This window comes from Halococcus salifodinae DSM 8989 (assembly GCF_000336935.1).
GTDB classification, from domain to species: domain Archaea; phylum Halobacteriota; class Halobacteria; order Halobacteriales; family Halococcaceae; genus Halococcus; species Halococcus salifodinae.
Genome location: NZ_AOME01000015.1, coordinates 150,080 through 166,333 on the forward strand (window position 1 = coordinate 150,080; position 16,254 = coordinate 166,333).

The window sequence follows — 16,254 nt, forward strand, 5'->3', positions numbered from 1 at the left end:
CTCTCACTGCCGATCGCGCGTGTCGCGTCGTGCTGCTCGCTCGGCGTCCCGTCGATCCATCTCCTCGCGCTCGTCGTGTTCGGCCCGTACGAAGTAGTACAGCGCGAAGGGCGCTGCCACCGCGAGCAGCGCGAAGACGACGAACACCCCCGACGCAGCCATCATCCGAGGAAGACGTCGACGATGTCGCTGGAGCCCGAGGTCGTGTCACGGTAGAGCTCCGAGTACCCACAGTTCACACAGGAAACGACCTTGAAACTGTTCGTCTGGATGTCGAACATCTTTGAGAGGCCGCCGCCGGTCGTCGAGATCTCGCCGACATCGGTCTCGGTGTGGCCACATTTCGGACACCCGCGGTCACCGCCGGATTCGGAAACCATTCACCGAATATCTTGGCAACTGTCTTAATCTTTCTCCGACTCGGCAGACGCCCTCGCGGCTGTCCGATTTCGTCCACTCAATCGGACCGATCCTTGCCCGTTCGATCTCCGACGGCGGATCGGGCCGGTTCCGGCCGCCCGCAACGCGCACCTTTTATAACCCGGCTGGTCGTACCGCGTCCATGTTCAACGCCATCGTGAGCGCCGGGACGCTCGGAACGGCTCTCGATTCGGTGAGCGTCCTGGTCGAGGAGTGTAAGATCCATCTCAACGACGACGGGATCGCCATCCGAGCGGTGGATCCCGCGAACGTCGGGATGGTCGACCTCACGCTCTCTGAAGCGGCCTTCGAGTCCTACGAGGCCGACGGTGGCGTGATCGGCGTCAATCTCTCGCGACTCCAGGACATCGCCGGGATGGCCAGCTCCGACGACCTCGTGCATCTCGAACTCGACGAGGAGACCCGCAAGCTCCACATCTCGATCGACGGCCTCGAATACACGCTCGCGCTGATCGATCCCGACTCCATTCGCCAGGAGCCCGACATCCCCGATCTCGATCTTCCCGCGACGATCGTGCTCGAAGGGCGGGACATCGACCGCGCGGTGACGGCCGCGGACATGGTGAGCGATCACATCGCGCTCGGCGTGAACGAGGACGACGAACAGTTCTACGTCGACGCCGAGGGCGACACCGACGACGTCCACTTCGAGCTCGACCGCGACGACCTCATCGATCTCACCGCCGGCCCGGCGCACTCGCTGTACAGCCTCGACTACCTGAAGGACATGAACAAGGCGATCCCGAGCAACGCCGAGGTCACGCTCGATCTCGGCGAGGAGTTCCCCGTGAAGTTCCACTTCGACATCGCCGAGGCCGAGGGCTCGGTCACGTTCATGCTCGCGCCGCGGATCCAGTCGGACTGAAATCCACTTTTTTACACGGGGTCCTCGGCTCGCTTCGCTCGCCTCGAACCCCGTCCAAAAACCTGTTCTCCTGAGCGAAGCGAAGGAGAGCTCGGAAGACGAGCGGTGAGAGGCGCGACCGACGGGAGCGCCTCAATGCGAACGGCGAGGAACGAGCCGTGAGCAAAGCGAGTCTTCCGGTGGACTAAAAACACCCGTTCACTCGCGCCTGCGGCGCTCGTTCACGGTAGGTCTGCTGGCGCTTGCCGCCACCGCACAGNAGTCTTCCGGTGGACTAAAAACACCCGTTCACTCGCGCCTGCGGCGCTCGTTCACGGTAGGTCTGCTGGCGCTTGCCGCCACCGCACAGTACCGCCCGAGCCCTCGCTCCCGCTGGTCGCTCGCCCTCGATCCACCGAGGTCCGCACCGCAGAAGCCCTCGGGCGTTCGCTTCGCTCACGCCCTCGCCCTTCATCCGCCAGGAGAGCAAGCTCTCCTGAACCCTGCGTTCGCTCCGCGAACGCAGGACGCCAGGCCCGCACCGCTCCCGCCTACTCCCGGGACGCGCGCCGTTGCACTCCCCGCTCGGCGATCGCTTCCTCGTATTCGGCGAGCACCGTTTCGCCGGCGACGACGCGCTCGCCCTTCCGTACGTCGAGGTCCGCGCGTTCGATCCCCTCGGGAAACACGACGTCGACCCGGCTCCCGAAGCTGATGTGACCGATCCGCTCGCCGCGCGCGATCTCGTCGCCCGGTTCGACCGCGGGATGGATTCGCCGCGCGAACGCGCCGGCGATCTGGACGATCGAGAACGCGCCGCAGTCGATCACGACGTTCTCGTTGCGGTCGGAGTCCTTCGAAAACGCCGGTCGGTTTGCGCCTGGAGAGTGTGTCACCGCCTCGACCGTGCCCGCAAGCGGCGCGCGGTTCACGTGGACATCGCTCACGCCCATGTAGATCCCGACGCGCAACTGCTCGCCCTCCCGGCGCACGACCGACACTCGACCGTCGGCGGGCGCGACGATCCCCGACGACGGCACCTGCCGCTCGGGATCACGATGGAAGACGAGCACGAGGCCGGCGAGCGCGAGCGCCGCCACGCCCGCAATGGGCGAGAGCAGGCCCGCGACTGGCGCGAGGACGAACGCCGGCGCGGCGTACCGCCACGCGTGGGACGCGATCCGCATCGATACTCGTTATTTCCATGGGAAAGGAATGTCTTCCGGTCCGAGCGGGCCCCCGCCGAACCATCCCACCGCATCGACCATCCCACCGCATCCGCAACGCTACCGCATCGACCATCCCCCCGCATCCGCAACGCTACCGCATCAACGGCCCCACCCCATCGACCACCGCACTTATTGAACGCGCCACGCAATGGACGACGGATGGAACGCCGCCACGCCCGCTACCCGTTTCTCGACGCGGCCCGCGAGGCGGTCGAACGCGCCGATGTCGACCTGCTCGCCATCGCCCGCGACGAGGAGCGGGTGGTCGAACGCGCCACCGAACGCGTCGAGCGCGCCCTCACCGACGGATCGATCGGTGATCCCCGTCGGAGCACGCGCGTCGAACTCCTCTCGTACCCGCTCGCACGCGTACTCGTCTCGCTGGTCGACGAGCACGTCCTGACGAGAAAGTACGCCCGCGCCGAAGCCAGCGCCGCCCACGACCGCTTCGAGACGGCTGCCGACGGCACTGAACTCAAGAGCACCCGCGACGATCGCGTAACCACGACCGAACTCCTCGCCGAATTCGACCTCGCCCGCCACGTCCATGCCGTCGACGCCGAGGCTGGCGGTGCGGACGGTGGACCCAGGGCTGGCAGTCGTGACACAAGCACCGGAAGCGAGGACGCATACCGGGTCGACGTCGGTGCGTATCTCGGTCTCGCTGCCGACATGTGGGGCGACGAGTGGCGGCTGGTCAACCGCCCGCTTGCCGAGGGCCGAGTCCCGATCACCCACGCCGAACTCGGTGATCTCCTCGAAAAGGCGATCGAACGCCGGATCACCGATGGACTCCCGCTCGCGGTGCCCGAGTCGGTCGGCGACCTCCTCGACGACGCCGAGGCCGGCATCCGCGAAACGCTCTCCGAACTCGAACTCACCCGCGAGATCGAGGGTCGGGGCAGATACCAGTAAATCACTTAACGGGGGCGCGCGTATGCCGGAGTATGGCCGGCAGACCATANGATGTGTATAAGAGACAGGTGTATGCGCGCGCTGCTCGATTCGGTCCGGAAGGGCGAACATTTAGAACACCACTCGCGGTTCGCGATCACGGCCTTCCTGACCTCGATCGGGATGACGACCGACGAGATCGTGGACTTTTACTCGGTGAACCCGGGCTTCGGCGAGGACATCACCAGATACCAGACCGACCACATCCGTGGCGAGACGAGTCCAACAGAATATTCGCCGCCGTCGTGTGCCACGATGCAGTCCTACGGCGACTGTGTCAACATGGACGACCGCTGCGAGACGATCTCGCATCCGATGGCGTACTACGAGGGCGCGCTCGACGACGCCGACGACGAGGAGATCGCCGACTGGCGCGAGACCGAAGCCGACGCCTGAGCGGCGATCCGTGGCTGCTGTCGACCACGCCGATCGAACCGACTCTACTGCCTCGAGAGCCAGTACCCAGTCGTCACCATCACCACCACGAAGAAGACGAGACTCCCGACCAGCGCGAACCCGCCCGCGCCCTCGAGGTTCGGATACACCAGACCGACGGCCACGATGGCCACGAGAAACAGCGCGACCGCAGTGGTAGAGACGGCAGCCTCGACGAACGTCTCCCGTTCCATACCTCCACTTTCGGCGGACGCGAGAAAAGCGCGTCGAAGTCGACGGGCGACGGATTTAGGATGCTTCAACCCCTATTTCCTTTGTAGGCGGAACAACGGATAACGGCGAACGAGCCGTCGACAGAACCATGACACACACTCGAAACACACCCGTGTCACGAAAGCAGTCACTCGCCCCCGATCTCGACGCGATGGCCGATCGGGCAGCCCGCGCGTGGCGCGAACGCATGGCGGTCGGATCGCTCGGCGGCGGTCGGTACGTCGTCGAGAGCGAGAGCGGTGCGACCTACATCGTCTCGCTCCCCGAGAGCCGGTGCTCGTGTCCCGACCATTCGATCCGTGGCGAGCGGTGCAAACACCGCCGTCGGGTCGCGATCGAGGTGACCGAGGGACGGGTCCCACCACCCGGATTCCGCGCCGCTGACTGTCTCGCCTGTGGCCATGAGACGTTCGTTCCCGACGCGGTCCGACTCCCGCTCTGTCCCACCTGCGGGTTCGAGTCCGGCGATCGGGTCCGCGACCGCGAGACCGGCGATCTGCTCACCGTGGTCGAAACCACCGATCACCGGGCCGACGAAGTGGAGATCACGGCCACCGACTCGACCGTCGCGGCCCACCCGACGAATCGTGCGTACGACCCCGCAGAGCCGGTGGTCGAAGCCGTCTATCCCGGTAGCGAGCGCCGGTACTCGTTCCCCCGCTCGCGGCTCGTCCGCCGGCCACGGGCCGCGAGCGCTGGCGACTCTTCACCTACCGCGACCGGGTGAGTCGCCGGTCCGAGCCACGGGCCCGAGCCGTTTTGCCGATCGCGCCGCGAGCCATCATATGACCGACTCGTGGGAAGGGTTGTTCGATCGTGCGAACGACCACGACGTGACGCTCGACACCCTCCAAGACGCGCTCGCGGAGCGCCGGGATGGATGAGCCGAATCCGGCACGGGTGGTCGCCGACGCCGACGTGCTCGCGGCAGACCTCCTCGTCGGTGGCCCCGCACGCGACGCGCTCGATCTCGTCCGGAGCCACTCGTGGGTCGATCTCGTCGCCAGCGACCCGCTGCTCGACGACTGTGAGGCGATCGTTGCGACACTCGCCGACGCCGACCTCGCCGCCGCCCACCGCGACAAGCTCGCCGCCCTCCGGCTGCGCGTCACCCATCCCGAGGACGATCATCCTGCGATTGCGTCGGCGGCCGCAGGCGACGCCGCTCACGTCCTCTCGTTCGACGATCGCCTCCAGGGGGCCACGGTCGGCGTCGAGATCCGCTCGCACGTCGCCACCAGCGTCAAAGCGCCCGCCGCCTTCGCCCGCCTGTTCGATCCCGAGCGGCTGTGGCCGGTGGTCGGCGACGGCGAGTATCCAGGCCCGGACCGCGATCCGCGGGCATAGCGTCAGCTCGGATCGGGTTGTTGTGTGCGCACGGTGTGGCGGGTGACGAAAAAACACGGTGGCGCGAGGACGGCGGTAATGAAGACGATCGCACCGAGAAGGAGGAGATCGCCCCAGAAGATCCAGAACCCGACGACGAGCATGACGAGCACGTACACGATGGCCGTTGTCGCGGCAACCCCAGTTGCGCGATCCATACCTACATACGACACGGATGTTCAATAAAATTCTCGCTAACACGACCGTCGAGATGGACGCAGCGGAGTCGACTTCGTTCCTCACAGCTCCTTGCGCATCTCCACGACCGCCAACCCGCCTGGACTCTCGCCTTCGCAAACTCGCTCGTAGCCCGCCTGCTCGTAGAACCCGACCGCGTTCAGCGACGACTGGAGGACGAGCGTCGAACAGCCCCGTCCGCGGGCGTACCCCTCTAACTCGGCAAGTAGTGCGCTCCCGACGCCGTGGCCCGCGTGGTCGGGATGAACGTAGACCGCGTGAATCTCGCCCAAATCGAGGACGAGGTGGCCGAACCCCGCGACCTCGCCGTCACGAACCGCGACGGTGAAGTGTTCGTTCGGGGCAGCGACATTGTAATCGTCGGGCGAGCGATCGTCGGCCTTCGCCCACGCCCGGACCTCGTCGGCGTCGTAGCTATCGGGACCGAACGCCTCGACGGCGGCGGTGTGGAGGGCGGGTAGCGCGACGCGGTCCTCGCTGGTCGCGGGACGGACGTACATACCGTGGTTTCCGGTTGAGCGTACTCGTATCACGCGATCGTGCAGCGATAGCTGTCGAGTACCTCTCCGTCGGAGATCCGTCTATTTGTGGCGGCGGTGGCACGCGGGAGCGCACGGAGTGCGCGACTCGCGCGAGGAATGACTGAGTGATGCGAACGGAGTGAGCGAACGAAGGAATCGGTTGGGGAGGCGTGTGGCTGCGGTCTCTCAGTTGTGTCGTGATTCGTCACAGATATGTTGACTGCTGTCGTCGAGTCTCGTGTGGTATCCGCGAATATCCGGTTATCTCTCTGGCATGGCATATGGCGAACGTTGCGACGTGTCTGATTCGCCTCACTGACGTTCGGCGAACCACCGCCAAGACGGTCGCTCGCTTCGCTCGCGCTGCGACCCGTCTGGTTTGCTTCGCTACCGCTCAGCAAACACCGTCGGACTCGCTTCACTCGTCCGACGAGGTATCATTCACTTCGTTCATGATACCACTCCCCGAACTTCGCCAGCGCACGCCCACGATGCGAGATCGCGTTTTTCTCCACGGTACTCATCTCCGCCATCGTCGTGCCGTCGTGCTCGAAGATCGGATCGTAGCCGAACCCGCCGTCGCCACGCGGTTCGACGATCCGCCCGCGGACCACGCCCTCGAACAGTTTGACCGGCGGGCCGCTCGAACTGCTGCCGTCGTCTGCGCCCTCGTCGGGGCCCGTCGCGGCCGCAGTCACGCGGTCGCCCCGATCGACGGGGTCGGGGCTGGCGGTGAACTCTTCGCCATCGCAGTACGCGATCACACACCGGAAGGCCGCCCGATCGTCCTCTCCTTCGTCACGCTCGCGTTCGGCGAGTCGCCCGACGGCCTCGATCCCGACCGTGTCCTCGACGTACGAGGAGTACGGGCCCGGAAACCCACCGAGCGCATCCACGAACAGGCCGGCGTCGTCGACGATCACCGGTTCGCCGGCGTGGGCGTGGGCCTCGCGCGCGCCCCGCGCAGCGATGTCGGCGAGGCTGTCGCTCTGGATCTCGGTGTAGTCGAATTCGAGCGCCGACACGTCGTCGAGATACTCGCGGGCCTCGGCGACCTTCCCCTCGTTGGTGGTGACGTAGCGGAGCACGTGCGATGGGGGGCGCTCGGGGAGAAGTAGCCGTCGGTTCAGTCGACCACGACCTCGACCGGCTCCTCGTCGGCCTCGTCTGCTTCGTCCGCTTCGTCCTCGCTCCGGCTCTCCTGGGCGAGCAGCGCGGCGACGACGGCGAGCGCGATCCACGACCGCCAGTTGGCGAGGTTCAGGGTGTAACCGACCCCGAACGGCTTCTCGACCAGCATCTCCTCGCCGGGCTGCCAGTACGCCGAAAGCATCCGCCCGAGGCTGGGTCGCTCGAAGTTGTACGGGATTCCGAAGATCTCGCCCGACGATGGTCTGTCGGCCATACTCCGGCATACGCGCGCCCCCGTTAAGTGATTTACTGGTATCTGCCCCGACCCTCGATCTCGCGGAGCCGATCGAGCACGTCGGGGCTCCCCACCTCCCCGTAGCCCTCCTCGAAGGCCGCCCGGAGCGGATCGGGCGCGGCCGCCGTCCCGTCGAGGCTCCGCTCGAACACGTGACAGTCCATCGCGTAGTCCTCCACGCTGTCGGTGTGATAGCCGAGTCCGAAGTCGATCAGGTAGGTCAGCCCCTCATCCGTATTGCGGTCCCCTTCGTCCCCGCCGCCAGACGCCAACGGATCGCTCACCCGGACGTTCCGCGTCGTGGGATCGCCGTGGACGAACCCGGCGGCGTGAAGCGTTGCGAGATGGCCGGCCACCGTCCGTACTGCCCGCTCGCCGCGTGCGGTCGCGGCGGTTGCGGCAGTTGCATCGGAGTCGTCCTCGCTGGCTTCGACGATCTCACGCAGATCACACTCGCCAACGTGTTCCAGCGTCAACGCCGCTTCGTGAGTGTCGACATCGTGAACGACCGGCGTCGGCACGCCTTCGCGCCGCGCTGCGCTCGTGAGACGCGCTTCCTGAACGATCCGGTCGCGACGCAGCCGTTCGTCGAGCTCCGGATGACGGTAGGCTTTCGGATGGCGACGTTTCACCACGCGGTCGCCCGCGATCTCGACTGTGGCCTCGGCACCCTGGTACGCGTCCGCGCTCCCTATCTCGCGCGCCGCGTCGTTCCGGCGCTCCTCGATGGCCCCGCGTCCGCCGCGATCCTCGCGCCACGTCACGGGAACCTCGTCGGGTCTGAATCCCGAATCCACTCGCGAGTCGGCGATCGCGATGGTGTCGCCCGCGGCAGCCATCTTCGCGCCGAGCACCGCGATCATCCCGGCGTTGTCCTGGAGAAAGCGTGCTTCGGGCGCGAAGAACTCCGCACCGCGCGCCTCGCACATCGCCGTCAGCATCTCTCGGAGTCGCGCGTTCTGGCCGACCCCTCCACCGAGGACGAGTTCGGACGAGCGCGTCAGCGAGAGCGCGCGTTCGGCGACCTCGGTCAGCATCCCGAACACGGTCTCTTGGAGCGAGAAACAGACGTCTTCGACGGGGGTTCCCTCATCGACGGCCGCCTTGGCTGCGCTCATGATCCCCGAGAAGGAGAAATCCATCCCGGTGACGACGTAGGGGAGATCGACGTACTCGCCCTCGGCCGCCGCGCGCTCGATCTTCGGTCCGCCGGGATGGGACCAGCCGACGTGGCGGGTGAATTTATCGAGCGCGTTGCCAACCCCCGTATCGGTGGTCTCGCCGAGGATCCGGTAGCGCCCGTTGGTGTAGCCGAGGACGTGGGCGTTCGCGCCGCTCGCGTTCAGACACACGGGAGAATCGAACCCCGATCGGTGTCGCCCGATCTCGGCGTGAGCGAGCATGTGGTTCACGCCAACGAGCGGTACGTCGAGCGAGCCGGCGAGCGCGCGAGCGGCCGTCCCGGCGATCCGGAGACACGGACCGAGCCCGGGCCCCCGCGAGAACGCGACCGCGTCGATCGGTTTTCCCTGTTCGTCGAGCGCCGTCTCGACCACGTCGGGAATCGCCTCGCGCATGTGCTCGGCGGCCTCGCGCGGGTGAATACCGCCGCTCTCCGGGAGGTAGGCGTCAGTCTCGATCGACACCTCGTCGGTCGCGGTGTCGTAGCACGCCGCGCTCGCGGCCCACGCGGTGCCCTCGATGCCGAGCACGCGCATCGTGTCCCTCGTTCACTCAGCCGGCGTCAGTCCCACTCGGTGTAGTCACACCGACCGCAGTGGAGCCGGTCGCCGTGCGAGCCGAGGAACGCGTCGCCACACCGGGGACACTGCTCGCGCTCGGTCGTGCCGTCGTCGTTGTAGATCTCGTAGCGCGTCATTCAGGCCTCACCCGCTTCCACGTCGGCCTCGTCGTCGCCGTCCTCGCCCGAGATCTTGTTGCGTTCGAGCATGTACTCCTGCTCGACGTCGTGGGCAGCCTCGGTCGACTCGTACACCTTCGCGTAGCCGAGCGTCTTCCGGAGCCCGAACTTGGTGTCGAGTTCGTGGATCACGACCTCGCCGGCGTCCTTGTTGAGCATCGCGGCGAGACTGTCCCGGACCGAGAGCCGCGACGGCGTGGCTTCGTCGTGGCTGACCTCGAAGCGGACGTCCGTCCGGTGGAGCATGGGGTTCTCCTCCTCGGCGGCGATTTCGATGTCCATTACGGCTACCTCACCCGGAAGCAGCAAAAAGGATTTCGAAGCCGCTCGCAGCCGTTCGCGCTTTCAGAAGTCCCCTCAATCGCCCCTTCACCACCGCTGGTGGACGTGTGGCGCGATTCGTTCCTCGTAGACATCCCGGACTGCGCCGTGGCATTCGTGGCTCAGCGGGTCGGCCGCGGCGGCCGCGACGTTCTCCGCGATGTGGTCCGGTGCGGTCGAGCCGGGGATCACCGTCGAGACTGCATCGAAATCGAGGATCCACCGGAGCGCGAACTGCGCCAGCGTCCGCTCTTCTGGTACTATCCGCCGGAGTTCCTCGACGGCCGCGACGCCCGGTTCGAGCGGGACGCCCGCGAACGTCTCGCCGACGTCGAACGCCTCGCCGTCACGGTTGAAGTTCCGGTGGTCGTTTGCGGGGAACTCGTCGTCGGCGTCGATGGTTCCGGTCAAGAGTCCCGAGGCCAGCGGCACGCGCACGATGATCCCCACGTCCGCCCGGTCGGCCGCGTCGAACAGCCGCTCGACCGGGCGCTGGCGGAACGGGTTGCAGATGACCTGGATCGTCTCGACGCCGGGGTACTCGATCGCCTTCAGCCCCTCCTCGACTCGTTCGACGCTGACGCCGTAGCCCGCGATCCGGTCCTCGTCGGCGAGCGTGTCGAGCGCCTCGAACGTCGCCGGCCGATAGTACGCGTCGGTCGGCGGGCAGTGGAGCTGGAGGAGATCGAGCGTGTCGACCCCGAGGTTCTCACGGCTGCGATCCACGAATTCTCGAAGGTTGTCCTCGGTGTAGCTCGCGGCCTCGTGGGGATCGAGCCGGCGGCCCGCCTTCGTCGCCACGATCGGGTCCTCGGGTCGGTCATCGAGCACTTCACGAATGAGGCGCTCGCTCCGGCCGTCGCCGTAGACGTCGGCGGTGTCGACGAACGTCACGCCCTCGTCGATCGCCGCGTCGATCGCGGCGCGGCCCTCGTCCTCGGAGACGTCGCCCCAGTCGCCGCCGACGTTCCACGTGCCGAGCCCCACTTCGGAAACGCCGTACCCCATCGAACCGAGCTCTCGTTCGTCCATCGATCCCCGATCCGGCCGTGGCGGGTGTAGATGTGTCGGTCGTTTCCGTCACCACGAAACCCAGTGTGCCGTCCTCACTTCGGGGCTGAGGCCGTAATCTCGCCGAACACTCCGACGAGCCAGGCCGCGAGCGCGAGGAAGACCAGCCCCACTGCGCCGGTGATGAGAACGGGGTCCAACTGGGTGGAGCCGAAGAGGACGAACAGCGCGAACACGAGCGACAGGACGCCGACCACGGCGAGCGCACCGGCCACGCCCGACTGCCACGCGGGACGCCCGCGGTCGCCCGTCGTCTCCCGAACACCGGTGACGACGGCTGCTCCCACCAGCCCGAGCCCGACGAGATACAGCCCGAACACCAGATCGAAGTTCGACTGTACGGGTCCGAGAACCCCTTCGAGCATGTCGAACCCCACGATGATGAGATAGCCCGGAATCTGAACCGGCGGGAACTGAACACCGAAGGCCAACCCGTACAGACCGACGATGACCGCGGTCCCGATCACGGCGTCGCGGGCGAACGGCCCCACACGAGTGTTGGCCATAGCTAAACACACTCGAACGGATGGTATAATTGTTCTACCGACGACAGATCACGATCCACTACCGAACGACCGCTCGCCGCTCAGTCGCCCGACTCGACGCCGAGCGCGTTCCACACCTGGTCGTGATCGCCGTCCATCTGTGCGAGCAGGTCACGTGCCCGCTCGCTCGACGCGTCGTCGACCGGGACGTGGACCATCCCTTCACCAGGCTGGCCGTAGACCACGCTCGCGCCCGTCGGAGCCGCCACGAGCGCCGGAAGCGTGACCAGATCCTCCTCGCCGTCGACCACGATCACGGTGGTTCCGTCACGTTCGACGCCTTCTCGGAGCGCAGTCAGGAGGTCGCCGGTGAGCACCGCTGCAGGGTTCGTCACGTCGACCCGGATGTCGTAGCCCTCGATCTCGGGCCGCTCGGCCGCCGGGAGCGTTTCGCGCTCGGTCACCCAGTCGACGACCGCGAGATCGGGGCGTGCGCCCGCGTCGGTGAGGTGGCGGGTGACGACGTCGCCGACCGCCACGACCGGCGTGCCGAGCTCTCCGCGCAGCCGGTCCGAATCGGTGTAGACGGGGCCCATCGGGTCCTTGAACGCCGCGCGTAGCTCGTCGGGCAGCGTGAGAACGATGTCGTCCGCTGCGGGCTCCGGGTCGTCACGCTTGTCGCTCGAATCCAGTGGGTCGTCGGTTCCGTCGTCGCCGTCCGCCGGCACGTTACCGGACCTTCAGTGCGTAGCGGCCCGGTTCGGTGACCTGCATCTCTTCTGCGATCTGGCTGGTCTCGGGGTGGGTGATCACCACGTAGCCCGCCCAGTCCTCGGTGAGACTCGACGAGCCACACGCGGGACAGGTCTGCTGGTCGGGCGAGTCGAGCACCCGGTGGCACTCGCGGCATACGCGTCTGTCGGACATACTCACTCACCCGCCGCGGGTGCGCGCTTCTCGCGGAGCCAGCCGTGTTTGCCCAGTCCGACCTGCTTCGCGGTCAGCCCGATCTTCGAGTCGCGCGGGTTGCGCTCGTCGATGCTCTTGGTCACGATCCGGGCGCGGACCGCGTCGCCCACCCCCAAGGTTTGGTCCGACTCTCGGGAAGCGAGCTGCTGGTTCTCCTCGTCGAAGGCGAGGTACTCGTCGCTGATCTGGGAGACGTGGAGCAGGCCGTCGATGGGGCCGATCCCGACGAACGCCCCGAAGTTCACGATCTCGACGACCTCGCCGTCGACGACCTCCTGCATCTGGGGGTCGAACGTGACCGCGTCGAACGTCGCCTCGTAGTAGACCGAGCCCTCGTGGCCGCGCCGGCCCGGCAGCACGCGGCCGTCGCCGATGTCCTGGACGTCGATCACGCTGACGACGCTGCCCACGTCCTCGTCGAGCCGGCCTTCGAGCTTGTCCTGAAGCAGTTGTTTCACCAGCGCCGGCGAAACGTCGCCGAGCAGGGGTGGCGGTACCTCGATCGTGTCCGTGAGTTCGACTCGTTTGTACATGGAGTTCGGTTTCTACTAATAGACTCTTCCTGCTTCTCGGGCAGATTTCACATCAACTATCGGACTTTGCTGCATTAGGATACCGGAGTATGGTCCCGACCTCTGAAATGGCTATCGTTTCAAGCCCGGCTGGACTCCCCCGCTGCTCCCATTCCGGGAACCATAGCGGCTCCGTGAGAGGCTGATCGGGTATTATTCGTTAGCGACAGTACGATATATTTATACTAATAGACCTTCTAACCAGGTTTGGAGACATATTTCGATGCGAACCGTCCGAACATTCGAGGCGTCCGTTCCGAACCACCAACAGGTTCGTGACGACCTCGACAAACTCGGGCACGCCGCGTCGAAGCTCTGGAACGTCGGTCGCTACTACGCACAGGGTGTGTGGGACGAAACGGGCGAGATTCCCGATGACGGGGAACTCAAACGCGAACTCAAGAGCCACGAACGCTACACGGATCTTCATTCTCAGTCCAGTCAGCGCGTTCTCGAAGAACTCGCTGAAGCGTTCAACGGCTGGTTCACAAAGCGTCGGAACGGCGATAGTCATGCCCGACCGCCCGGCTACCGCAAACGCGGCGATTCGCACCCACGCTCCACGGTGTCGTTCAAAGCGGCTGGCTTCAAACACGACGCACAGTACCAGCGCGTTCGCCTCTCGAAAGGCCGCAACCTCAAAGAACACCGCTCGGACTTCGTGCTTTGCGAGTACGAAACGCGCCCGGACGTGGATCTAACCGAGTGGGACATCCAGCAGGTTCGGGTCGTCCACAAGCGCGGCGAGTGGCGGCTTCAGTTCGTCTGCCGAACGACGATTGATCCCGACGCGCCGGGCGACCGCACGGCAGGCGTGGACCTCGGAATCAGCAACATCGCTGCCGTGTCGTTCGGTGATGAAACGTTGCTGTTCCCCGGCGGATGGCTCAAAGAGTCCAAGCACTACTACAAGCGCGTCGAGTACGGATGCGAAGGCGAGAACGGTCTTTCACACCGTGCTCGAAACGCGAAGCGCACGCTCAAGGACCGACGCCGTCACTTCCATCACGTCCTCTCAAAACGCATCGTCGCCGAATGCGTTGAGCGTAACGTCGGTCGACTCATGATCGGCGACCTCGGCGGTATCCGTTCCGAAGACGACGGCTCCGGCCGGGACTGGGGCCGTCACGGGAACAAGCGCCTCCACGGGTGGGGCTTCGACCTGCTCACGACGATGCTCGCATACAAGGGCGAAGCCGCCGGTATCGATGTGGTCGTGGACTCCGAACGAGACACATCGAAAACCTGCTCGGTATGCAGTTACAAGAACGGCAACCAGCGTGTCGAACGCGGGCTGTACCACTGCCAGCAGTGTGGTCGGACAGCGAACGCTGACGCGAACGGTGCGGAGAACATCAGACAAACGCTACTCCCGAATCCGGACGCATTTGACCGTCTAGATAGGGATAACGGCTGTTTGGCACAGCCAGCAGTATGTTCGTTCGATGCGACGGATGGTCAGTTCCTTCCACAAGAGCGGGCGCGCTGCGAATCTTAATATCCCAACGGCGGTCGGGATTCCCATGCCTTCAGGCGTGGGAGGATGTCAAGGCTCCGTGATCGCAAGCGTATCCGTCCCCCGCAGCCCGACGACCGGCACGCCGATGTCGAGTATTCGGTCGCGCAGCGGGCGGTCGTTCGTCAACACCAGATCGCAGGCTCGTCCTTCCGCGAGTTCCACACACGCATCGTCCGCATCCGCGGCCTCGTGATCGATCGTCCGGCAGCGATCGCGCGCGAGATCGGCCCCGACGCTCGCCGCGACCCCCGCCGCACCGCGCCCGCCCGCGAGCCCGTCGAGTTCGTCGAGGACCGCGCGCGGCACGAGCCGGTCGTGGGGGCCGAGCACGCGATCGAGCTCCTCGAACACTCGCACGTTGGATTCGACCGGCATCATCAGCCCGTTCGCGTCCATGAGTACCTTCGGGTTCATCCCCTAAGCGTGCCGATGCCGATCAGCCGCCACCGCGTGCCGACCCGGCGGTTGATCGCGATCTGAGTCCCGTTGGCCGCACACACCGGCCGCTTCAGCTGGACCTCACACTCGTCGTCGCGCGCGCTCGTCACCGACCCCACAGTCGTCGCCGTCCCCACCGTGAGCATCAACGGTTCGCCCGTCGAGATCGGCTCGATTGCGTCGCCCTCGCCGACGATCCGGTCGAGGAGTTCGACGTCCATCGTGAACCTCTCGCGAGTCGGCGGGAGCGACCCCGGCGGCCCGGCGATCTGGCCCGCGAGCCCGTCGCTCTTGGTGAGGCTCGGATCGAGCCCCGTCCCGACGCCGAGCAGCCCGCCAGGCGTCACGGTGTCGGCGGACTCGCCGCCGGCCTGGAGCGAGCGGACGTCGGTGGTGATCGGCTGCCACTCGGCCTCGCCGCCGTGTTCGACCTCGCGGCCCGGCCGGAGCTCGATCTCGTCGTCCACGTCGAGTTCGCCCGCAACGAGGCTGCCGCCGAGCACGCCCCCGAGCAGCTCGTTGGCGCGCGTGCCTGGCTTGTTGATGTCGAAGCTCCGGGCGACGTGCAGCCGGGGGTCGGCCCCAGGATCGCGTTCCGGTGTGGGAATTTCCTCTTCGATCGCCTCGATCAGGAGATCGAGGTTGGCTTCCTGGCCCGCGCTGATCGGAACGACCGGCGCGTCCTCCGCGACCGTTCCCTCGACGAACGATGCGATCTCCTCGTAGTTCTGGCGCGCGCGGTCACTATCGACGAGATCGATCTTGTTCTGGGCGATCACGACGTTCTCGATCCCGATCGAGTCGAGCGCCATCAGGTGCTCCTCGGTCTGTGCTTGGGGCACGGTCTCGGTCGCGCTCACCACGAGCACCGCACCGTCCATCAGCGACGCGCCCGAGAGCATGGTCGCCATCAGCGTCTCGTGGCCTGGCGCGTCGACGAACGAAACAGTACGAAGAGGTTCGCTTTCGGAGCCGTCGGGACAGGTCTCGTCGACGGTGTAACACTCGGGGGCGTCCACGTCCGGACACCGCCGGAAGGTGGCGTCGGCGTAGCCGAGCCGAATCGAGATCCCGCGCTTCATCTCCTCGGAGTGCTGGTCGGTCCACGAGCCACTCAGCGCCTCGACCAGCGTCGTCTTGCCGTGGTCGACGTGGCCCACCAGGCCGATGTTCACCTCCGGGTGTCGGTCGTTCCGTGTCATGTAGTAATACGGTCCATTAGCCCCGAACCGTTCATAAGCCTGCTGTTCCGCGGACGATCCCCAGTCGAATCCGGCTCGATCGCCATCT

General features: G+C 66.1%; 22 protein-coding genes and 1 pseudogene. 5 read left to right on the top strand and 18 right to left on the bottom strand.

Going from position 1 to position 16,254, the window contains the following annotated elements:
• Positions 1–3: 3 nt before the first annotated feature.
• Both C450_RS22300 and C450_RS03720 read right to left on the bottom strand, forming a co-directional pair.
• Positions 4–165, bottom strand: coding sequence for a hypothetical protein (locus tag C450_RS22300; protein ID WP_169317803.1), 162 nt, complete (start codon positions 163–165; stop codon positions 4–6).
• Entirely contained in the window at positions 162–380 is a 219-nt protein-coding gene (locus C450_RS03720; protein WP_005040168.1) for a zinc ribbon domain-containing protein, read from the bottom strand. The genes C450_RS22300 and C450_RS03720 overlap by 4 nt, the downstream gene beginning before the upstream one ends.
• 182 nt (positions 381–562) lie before the next feature.
• Here C450_RS03720 and C450_RS03725 point away from each other — a divergent pair, with 182 nt between their 5' ends.
• Positions 563–1,306: a DNA polymerase sliding clamp gene (locus C450_RS03725; protein WP_005040171.1), complete on the top strand. Its 744-nt coding sequence runs from the start codon at positions 563–565 to the stop codon at positions 1,304–1,306.
• 530 nt (positions 1,307–1,836) lie between these two features.
• Here the strand turns inward: C450_RS03725 and C450_RS03730 are convergent.
• A complete protein-coding gene (locus C450_RS03730) occupies positions 1,837–2,472 on the bottom strand; it encodes a protein sorting system archaetidylserine decarboxylase (protein WP_005040174.1) in 636 nt (211 codons plus the stop codon).
• 201 nt (positions 2,473–2,673) lie between these two features.
• On the opposite strand from C450_RS03730, the pseudogene C450_RS03735 reads away from it, so the two are divergent.
• Positions 2,674–3,864, top strand: a pseudogene (locus C450_RS03735) (DNA primase regulatory subunit PriL).
• A 44-nt stretch (positions 3,865–3,908) separates the two neighbouring features.
• Here C450_RS03735 and C450_RS03740 read toward each other — a convergent pair.
• A complete protein-coding gene (locus C450_RS03740; protein WP_005040176.1) occupies positions 3,909–4,097 on the bottom strand; it encodes a DUF7472 family protein in 189 nt (62 codons plus the stop codon).
• A gap of 128 nt (positions 4,098–4,225) precedes the next feature.
• Between C450_RS03740 and C450_RS03745 the strand changes: the two genes are divergently transcribed.
• Positions 4,226–4,864, top strand: a complete 639-nt coding sequence (locus C450_RS03745) for an SWIM zinc finger family protein (RefSeq protein ID WP_005040178.1) — start codon at positions 4,226–4,228, stop codon at positions 4,862–4,864.
• A 149-nt stretch (positions 4,865–5,013) separates the two neighbouring features.
• Complete coding sequence (locus C450_RS03750; RefSeq protein ID WP_005040181.1) at positions 5,014–5,484, top strand: DUF7384 family protein; 471 nt, start codon at positions 5,014–5,016, stop codon at positions 5,482–5,484.
• Between the two features lie 2 nt (positions 5,485–5,486).
• Here the strand turns inward: C450_RS03750 and C450_RS03755 are convergent, their stop codons facing one another.
• The 12 genes from C450_RS03755 to C450_RS03810 all read right to left on the bottom strand — a co-directional run bounded on the left by C450_RS03755 (position 5,487) and on the right by C450_RS03810 (position 12,968).
• Positions 5,487–5,681, bottom strand: coding sequence for a hypothetical protein (locus C450_RS03755; protein WP_005040183.1), 195 nt, complete (start codon positions 5,679–5,681; stop codon positions 5,487–5,489).
• A gap of 81 nt (positions 5,682–5,762) precedes the next feature.
• Positions 5,763–6,221: a GNAT family N-acetyltransferase gene (locus tag C450_RS03760; RefSeq protein WP_005040185.1), complete on the bottom strand. Its 459-nt coding sequence runs from the start codon at positions 6,219–6,221 to the stop codon at positions 5,763–5,765.
• A 458-nt stretch (positions 6,222–6,679) separates the two neighbouring features.
• Positions 6,680–7,330: a non-canonical purine NTP pyrophosphatase gene (locus C450_RS03765; protein ID WP_005040186.1), complete on the bottom strand. Its 651-nt coding sequence runs from the start codon at positions 7,328–7,330 to the stop codon at positions 6,680–6,682.
• Between the two features lie 38 nt (positions 7,331–7,368).
• Positions 7,369–7,647, bottom strand: coding sequence for a DUF5808 domain-containing protein (locus C450_RS03770; protein ID WP_005040188.1), 279 nt, complete (start codon positions 7,645–7,647; stop codon positions 7,369–7,371).
• A gap of 32 nt (positions 7,648–7,679) precedes the next feature.
• Positions 7,680–9,386, bottom strand: coding sequence for a bifunctional N(6)-L-threonylcarbamoyladenine synthase/serine/threonine protein kinase (locus C450_RS03775; RefSeq protein ID WP_005040190.1), 1,707 nt, complete (start codon positions 9,384–9,386; stop codon positions 7,680–7,682).
• Between the two features lie 26 nt (positions 9,387–9,412).
• The gene (locus C450_RS03780; RefSeq protein ID WP_005040192.1) at positions 9,413–9,547 is read right to left on the bottom strand and encodes a 30S ribosomal protein S27ae; all 135 of its coding nucleotides are present in this window, start codon (positions 9,545–9,547) and stop codon (positions 9,413–9,415) included.
• Positions 9,548–9,871, bottom strand: coding sequence for a 30S ribosomal protein S24e (locus C450_RS03785; protein ID WP_005040194.1), 324 nt, complete (start codon positions 9,869–9,871; stop codon positions 9,548–9,550). It lies immediately after the preceding gene.
• Positions 9,872–9,958: 87 nt separating this feature from the next.
• Complete coding sequence (locus tag C450_RS03790) at positions 9,959–10,942, bottom strand: aldo/keto reductase (RefSeq protein WP_005040196.1); 984 nt, start codon at positions 10,940–10,942, stop codon at positions 9,959–9,961.
• Positions 10,943–11,016: 74 nt separating this feature from the next.
• Complete coding sequence (locus C450_RS03795; RefSeq protein WP_005040198.1) at positions 11,017–11,487, bottom strand: hypothetical protein; 471 nt, start codon at positions 11,485–11,487, stop codon at positions 11,017–11,019.
• Positions 11,488–11,567: 80 nt separating this feature from the next.
• Entirely contained in the window at positions 11,568–12,194 is a 627-nt protein-coding gene (locus tag C450_RS03800; protein WP_005040200.1) for a GTP-dependent dephospho-CoA kinase family protein, read from the bottom strand.
• Position 12,195: 1 nt separating this feature from the next.
• Entirely contained in the window at positions 12,196–12,393 is a 198-nt protein-coding gene (gene spt4 / locus C450_RS03805; protein WP_049909811.1) for a transcription elongation factor subunit Spt4, read from the bottom strand.
• A gap of 2 nt (positions 12,394–12,395) precedes the next feature.
• On the bottom strand, positions 12,396–12,968 hold the full coding sequence (locus tag C450_RS03810; RefSeq protein ID WP_005040208.1) for a DNA-directed RNA polymerase: 573 nt from the start codon (positions 12,966–12,968) through the stop codon (positions 12,396–12,398).
• 262 nt (positions 12,969–13,230) lie between these two features.
• Here C450_RS03810 and C450_RS03815 point away from each other — a divergent pair, with 262 nt between their 5' ends.
• Complete coding sequence (locus C450_RS03815) at positions 13,231–14,505, top strand: RNA-guided endonuclease InsQ/TnpB family protein (RefSeq protein WP_005040210.1); 1,275 nt, start codon at positions 13,231–13,233, stop codon at positions 14,503–14,505.
• Between the two features lie 48 nt (positions 14,506–14,553).
• On the opposite strand, the gene C450_RS03820 is transcribed toward C450_RS03815, so the two are convergent.
• Together C450_RS03820 and C450_RS03825 are read right to left on the bottom strand one after the other, a co-directional pair.
• The gene (locus tag C450_RS03820) at positions 14,554–14,922 is read right to left on the bottom strand and encodes a twitching motility protein PilT (RefSeq protein WP_193790499.1); all 369 of its coding nucleotides are present in this window, start codon (positions 14,920–14,922) and stop codon (positions 14,554–14,556) included.
• Positions 14,923–14,936: 14 nt separating this feature from the next.
• Positions 14,937–16,166 carry a translation initiation factor IF-2 subunit gamma gene (locus tag C450_RS03825; protein WP_005040215.1) on the bottom strand — a complete coding sequence of 410 codons (1,230 nt, stop codon included), beginning with the start codon at positions 16,164–16,166 and terminating at the stop codon, positions 14,937–14,939.
• Positions 16,167–16,254 lie beyond the last annotated feature (88 nt).